Source organism: Kitasatospora sp. NPDC056800 (genome assembly GCF_042789775.1).
Lineage (GTDB): Bacteria > Actinomycetota > Actinomycetes > Streptomycetales > Streptomycetaceae > Kitasatospora.
Genome location: NZ_JBHUAL010000020.1, coordinates 65,037 through 71,189, shown reverse-complemented (window position 1 = coordinate 71,189; position 6,153 = coordinate 65,037). Strand labels below are relative to the sequence as shown.

Below are 6,153 nucleotides of genomic sequence, written 5' to 3'. Positions count from 1 at the left end.
GGTTCCTTGAACCCCGGGGCGCGCAAGTACCCTACGGACGATCAAGCCCTATCCCGTATGCAGCGGAAGCCGCATCTGCGGGTCGGGGAAGGCCCTGGCGAACAGCTCCTCGAACTCGAACCTGTCCTTCGAGATCCGCATCAGCATGATGACGTGGGAGATCTGCTTGTCGAGGTGGGCGTTGCCTGTGTCTGCGGTCAGGTGCTGGTGATGCTTGTGGCGGCGGTGGCCGTTGGCCTGGCGCGGATTGACGCGCTGCAGATCCTCGAGGATTCCCGGCGGAAGACGCTTGTAGATGTACTTATTGACCAGTTTTCCGACATAGGGATTCCGCTTCGATGTGCCGGGTTTGTATTCCCAGCCTTGTAGGCGATAGATCTGTTGGAAGAACTCGTCGGGGAAGGTCTTGATCCAGCGCCGAAACTCTGCCGAAACATAGGCTTCGAGAATCTTCTGGAGCTCCAGCCTGGCGCGCACTTCCTGATATCCGGTGGCTTCGTCGACCAAGGCGATGATGCCAAGTCTGGCAAGTCCGCGGATGAGGATTTCCGCCGCGTCCGCAGCTCGCTCTTGGCTCTTCAGGAGTGCCCCGTTTCGGCGTGCCTCCAAGTAGACTTCGCACACCTCCGGAAGGACGCTTGCGGGATATCCCAAGGCTCGGACGCCTGACGGAGTGCGGTAGTTGATCGGTTCGCTCAGGACCTCCTTCAGGGTGCTGGAGATGTACGGCCCCAGGTTGGCGGCCAGCAGTACGGTCCCGGTGTCACTTCCCTTGGCTCGCCGGTTGCGGCCGAGGGCGGTGAGCATTGTCGCCTGGTTGATGACGCGGATTCCTCCGTCGAGGACGGCGCACGCCACTAGCGTGTCCCCGATCTCGATGTCCCCGGCATGGGTTGCCTGCGCGCTCCGCACTTTCGGGCCGGTTGTGACGATTTCAAGCGTGGTGTTGGAATCGTCCGTTGTTGGAGCGTGGTGTTCTGGCTTCAACCGTGCACCGGCTTCCTGGGTTCATCTCAGTATGGAAAACGAAAACCCAACATTATCTGATTCCAGGGTGTGGCCGCGGCGGGCGGGACGGAATTGATCTCTATTGGATCCGATCCTTTCTTTGTTGATCGCTAGAGACCGTAAATGGCAAGGACGGGACTGGGCTCCCGTGCGGGCTCAGGCTGAGGGGATGGAGAGGGGGTAGTGGAGGGTGGGGAAGGGGGTGCGGTGGGTGGGCCAGAGGAGGCGGAGGTGGAGGGGTGGGGGGTTGAGGGGGAGGCGGGTGAGGGTGCCGGCGGTGAGGTGGGTGTGGACGGCGTGGGTGGGGAGGAGGGCGATGCCGAGGCCCTGTTCGGCGCAGGCGCGGGTGGTGGGGACGGTGCCGGTGTGGAGGCGTTGGACGTGGTGGCCGAGGAGGCGTTCGCCGGCGAGGTGGTAGGAGCAGGCGGGGGTGTCGACGAGGAGGCGGTGGCCGCGGAGGAGTTCGGGGGTGAGGGCGGTGGGGCGGGCGAGCGGGTGGGTGGGGGCGGCGACCAGGGTGAGGGGGACGGTCTGGAGGTCGAGGTGGTCGAGCGGGGCGGGCGGCAGGGGGAAGCCGAGGGCGCCGAGCGGGCCGGGGGCGTCGAGGACGAGGGCCGCTTCCAGGGCTCCGGCGGCGACGCCGTCGAGCAGGACGTCCCGGGTGGCGTCGGTGTGGAGGGAGATGTCCAGGTCGGGGCGGTGGTCGGTGAGGCGGGCCAGGACGGCCGGGAGGTGGGTGGCGGTGACGGCGGCCAGGACACCGAGGCGCAGGCGGGTCCGGGTGACGGCGACTTCGCGGCGGGCCTGGTCGGCCTGGTCGAGGAGTCGGCGGGACCAGGGCAGGAGGCGTTCCCCGGCCGGAGTGAGGGTCAGGTCGTGCCCGGCCCGGTCGAACAGGTCGGTGCCGAGGCTGTGTTCGAGGGTGCGGACCTGTTCGGAGACGGAGGCCGGGGCGAGTCCGAGCGCCATGGCCGCGCCGGTGACGGTGCGGTGGGCGACGAGGGCCTCGAAGACGCGCAACTGACGTAGTTCCACTGGTTTCCCCGGTTCCCCCGAAGGTCCGTACGGTGCCTGTGCGAGTGCTGCGGGACAGGGTACGGGGGGTGTACCGGGGGCGGACGGGGATTCCGGTCGGTTCGGTGGTTTCGGCGGACCGCGTTCGGCCCGGGGTTCAGGCTCCCGCGGCGAGTCTGGGCAGCAGGGTGGCTCGGTCGGGGTCCGTCGCGGCGTCGGGGGGGAAGCCGGTCCAGGTGTTCAGCGATCGGCGGATGGCCTGGGCCGCGGTGAAGGCCCGCTGCCGGTTGGCCGCTCCGACGGCGTCCCGCAGGTTCGCGGACTCCCGTGCGAGCCAGGCCCGGGCGTCCTGGGCGTGGCTGAAGGGGAGTGCCCTCGCCGGTGGCGCGGGCCGGGGCTGCGGCGTGCGGGCGGTCGAGGACGCGACCAGGTGGGCGGCGAGTGCGGAGGTGTGTCCGTACCAGGCGAGCAGGCGCCGGACGGACTGCTCCCGCTCGTGTTCCGGCTCCTCCGCCGCGGCGCGTTCGGCTGCGTAGAGGCGGACCAGGGTGGGGAAGCGGTACCGGTCGGGTTCGGGTGATTCGACCAGGTGCTCGTGGACGAGGGCCGCCAGGTCGGCCCGGAGCCGGTGGAGGGCCTTCGCGGTGTGGCCGGCGTCGGCCATCTCCGCGGCCGCGCGCAGGCTGAGGTCTGGTCCGCAGTGGAGGCTCAGCAGGCGGAACAGCCGGGCGGAGCGCTCGGGCAGCCGGAGGTACGACCAGGACAGGGTGGTCCGGATGCCGACCGAGGGGTCGTCGGGGCTGTCGAAGAGGTCGAGCGGGTCGGTCTCGACCGCTTCCGCCAGGTGGGCCAGGACGGTTCCGGGGTGTCCCGCGAGGCGCTCCCCGATGATCCGGACGGCGAGGGGGAGTCCGGCGCACCGCTCGGCGAGTTCGACGAGCTCGACGAGGGCCTCCGGGGCGGCGGAGACGGATGCGGCGCCGATGATCGAGGTGAGCAGCCGGACGGCGTCGTGGTCGGGCAGCCGGCCGAGTCCGACCGGGCGGGCGCCGTCCTTGACCGTGAGTCCGGTCAGGTGGGCCCGGGCGGTCACCACGACCGCGCAGGACGGCGAGTTCGGCAGGAGGGGGCGTACCTGTTCGGCGGACCGGGCGTTGTCGAGGAGGATGAGGAGGCTCTTGCCGGCCACGGTCGACCGGTACAGCGCCGCCAGTTCGGCGCCGGACTCGGGCAGGGCGGACTGCTGGATGCCGAGTGCGCGCAGGAAGCTCCGCAGGACGGTGGCGGGCCGCAGCGGTTCGCTCGCGTCGCGCCCGTGCAGGTCCACGTAGAGCTGGCCGTCCGGGAACCGGTCGGCCACCCGGTGGGCCCAGTGCACCGCGAGCGCGGACTTCCCGGCACCCGCGGCGCCGAACAGCTGGACGACCTTGCCCCGGCCCATCCGCTGCCGTGGCGACAGCAGGAGTTCGTCGTCGCACTGTCGAAGCGCTTCCTGGCGGCCGGTGAAGTGAGCGATGTCCGGGGGGAGTTGAGCGGGTCGCGGCAGGGCGGTCGCGGGGTACGCGGGCTCTGGTCCGGTCGCGGCGGCCAAGTGCGGCAGGGCGGTCGGGTGCGACGGAGCCTGCGGGGCCGGGACCGGGGTCTGGGGCCGGGGGTGGCCGGGCAGGTCCGGCGGCAGGTCGTGCCCCGGTCGCCGGCGGGTCAGGGCGACGACCGTCGTGGCGTCCAGCCCCAGGGCTGCCGCGAGCTGCTCCAGCGACCTGCGGTAGGGCTGCCGACTGCGGCCCGTCTCGATGTCCCTGATGGTTCGTATGCTCAGGTCGGACCGGGTCGCCAGGTCCTCCTGGGTGAGTCCGGCGCGTAGGCGCCAATGCCGGATGAGTGCCCCAGTCTCACTGGACATCAAGAATCCCCCGTGATCGATACATGTCACACCTGGCCGACTTCCTCCAGGTCGGCCCCGCACCCCCGGCGGCCCCCCGTCGAGTGATCGAGCATTCGTTCGGATCTAAAGCTAGCTTACGAACTCACGGTGGCGGCCGTGAACGGGCACGTTCGCCGTCGTGGGGCCGCCGACAGTCCTTCTCAGGTTCGATGTTCCGCCGGTGAAGTTCCGGCAGGCTGCTCCGTGTACAGGAAGTGACGATCCGCAACGGGGCAACGAATGATAACCACAACAAACCTGACGAAGCGTTACGGGAATTCCGTCGCGCTCGACGGACTCTCGGTCGAGGTGAAACCCGGCCGGGTGACCGGGTTCCTGGGCCCGAACGGAGCCGGAAAGTCGACCACGCTGCGGCTGGTCCTCGGCCTCGACACGCCCACCGCCGGATCGGCGGTCATCGACGGCCGCCCCTACCGGGAGCTGCGCCGCCCGCTCCACCGGGTCGGTGCGCTGCTCGACGCCGGTGCCGTCCCCGGGGCCCTGAGCGGCTACCACCACCTGGCGGCGCTCGCCCGCAGCAACGGCATCGGCCGCGCGCGGGTGCACGCGGTCCTCGAAGAGGTCGGGCTGGCCTCGGCCGCCCGCAAACGGACGGCCGGCTACTCCCTGGGCATGAAGCAGCGCCTCGGCATCGCCGCCGCCCTGCTTGGTGACCCGCCCGTGCTCATCTTCGACGAGCCCGTCAACGGCCTGGACCCAGAAGGCATCCGTTGGATCAGGATGCTGTTCCGCCGGCTCGCCGCCGACGGGCGGACCGTTCTCGTCTCCAGTCACGTGATGAGCGAGATGGAGAACACCGCCGACCACCTGATCGTCATCGGCCGGGGCCGCCTGATCGCCGACACCGGGATGGCGGACTTCATCAGGCAGGGCTCCAGCGGGAGTTCCGTCACCGTCCGGACGCCGCAGGGCGCGGACCTCGAAGCGGCCCTCGCCGCGGCCGGCGCCCGCACCCGTGTCCTCGCGGACGGGGCGATAGAGGTGCTCGGACTGCCCGCCCCCCGGATCGGGGACCTCGCCCTCGCCCGGCAGATCGCGATCCACGAACTCACCCCGCGCTCGGCCAGCTTGGAGGAGGCCTTCATGGACCTCGCCTCGGCCGAGGCCGAGCACACCAGTCACCCGGCCGCCGGCGCAGAACAGGACAACTGAGACCATGACCACTGACAGTCCGGCGGTCCGCGAGCCCGCCGCAGGCCCGCTCGCCGCCACCGGCCCGCTCGCCGAAGGCCCGATCGCCACCCGTGACAGCCGCTGGAAGCGCGCCGTCGACCTGCTCGCCGCCGAATGGATCAAGCTGAGCGGGGCCCGGTCGACCTGGCTGATCGTCGCCCTCGGGCTGCTGGGCTCCATCGGGAGCGCACTGCTGTACAACAACTCCACGGTGGGCAAGTGGGACGGCTGGGAGCCGGCCGAGCGCGCCGCCTTCGACCCGCTGGCCGCCTCCTTCAGCGGCTTTGCCCTGCTCCAACTCGCCCTGACGGCGGTCGGCGCCCTCACCATGGGCCGGGAGTACTCCAGCGGACTGATCCGGACGACCTTCACCGCCGCCCCGGCCCGCCGCGCCGTACTCGCGGCCAAGGCCGCGACGGTCGGCGCCCTCGCGGCGGGGGTCGGCCTCGCCGCCTCCCTGACGACGTTCACCGTCAGCCAGGCCATGTTCGCGGAGAAGCACTTCGGCCTCTCCCTCGGTTCACCGGGCGCCCTGCGCGCGATCCTCGCGAGCTCGCTGCACCTCGCCGGGGTCACCCTGGTCGGACTGGCCCTGGCCGCCCTGCTCCGGCACGGTGCGGGCGCCGTCACCGCGTGCTTCGGATTCCTCTTCCTGGCGCCGGTCTTCCTGCAGGGTGACCGCGGCTGGCTCCTGCGCGTCCACCAGTCCCTGATGGACAGCGCGGTCCGCCACCTCACCGTCGGTCACGTGGAGCGTCACGGCCCCTCCACCCCGGGGGCCTGGGCCGTCCTCGTGATCACCCCGCTCGTCCTGCTCTCGGTGGCGGCGGTGGTGATCGACCGCAGGGACGTCTGACCCGGCGCCGGCCCCCGGGCTCCAGACGCCGGTCCCCGGTCCCCGGCGCCGCTTCGGACCCGGGGACCCGGCCAGGACTTGGGGACCGGCAGACCGGCGGACCGGCACCTTTCGGTGGAAGTCTGCCGCCGAGTCTGCCGGACAGACCTCCTGGCCA

5 protein-coding genes are annotated in these 6,153 nt (G+C 71.0%); 2 read left to right on the top strand and 3 right to left on the bottom strand.

The window, feature by feature from the left end; translation table 11 throughout:
- Window positions 1–48 precede the first annotated feature (48 nt).
- The 3 genes from ACFRQN_RS07245 to ACFRQN_RS07235 form a co-directional block, all read right to left on the bottom strand.
- Window positions 49–987 (bottom strand): P63C domain-containing protein, encoded by a 939-nt coding sequence (locus ACFRQN_RS07245; protein WP_380738874.1) that lies wholly within the window; start codon window positions 985–987, stop codon window positions 49–51.
- A 177-nt stretch (window positions 988–1,164) separates the two neighbouring features.
- Entirely contained in the window at window positions 1,165–2,028 is an 864-nt protein-coding gene (locus ACFRQN_RS07240) for a LysR family transcriptional regulator (RefSeq protein WP_380738872.1), read from the bottom strand.
- 151 nt (window positions 2,029–2,179) lie between these two features.
- The gene (locus ACFRQN_RS07235) at window positions 2,180–3,925 is read right to left on the bottom strand and encodes a helix-turn-helix domain-containing protein (RefSeq protein ID WP_380738870.1); all 1,746 of its coding nucleotides are present in this window, start codon (window positions 3,923–3,925) and stop codon (window positions 2,180–2,182) included.
- 261 nt (window positions 3,926–4,186) lie between these two features.
- Between ACFRQN_RS07235 and ACFRQN_RS07230 the strand changes: the two genes are divergently transcribed.
- Together ACFRQN_RS07230 and ACFRQN_RS07225 are read left to right on the top strand one after the other, a co-directional pair.
- Complete coding sequence (locus ACFRQN_RS07230; protein WP_117487520.1) at window positions 4,187–5,119, top strand: ABC transporter ATP-binding protein; 933 nt, start codon at window positions 4,187–4,189, stop codon at window positions 5,117–5,119.
- A gap of 4 nt (window positions 5,120–5,123) precedes the next feature.
- Window positions 5,124–5,996: an ABC transporter permease gene (locus ACFRQN_RS07225; RefSeq protein WP_380738868.1), complete on the top strand. Its 873-nt coding sequence runs from the start codon at window positions 5,124–5,126 to the stop codon at window positions 5,994–5,996.
- The last annotated feature ends 157 nt before the right edge of the window (window positions 5,997–6,153 follow it).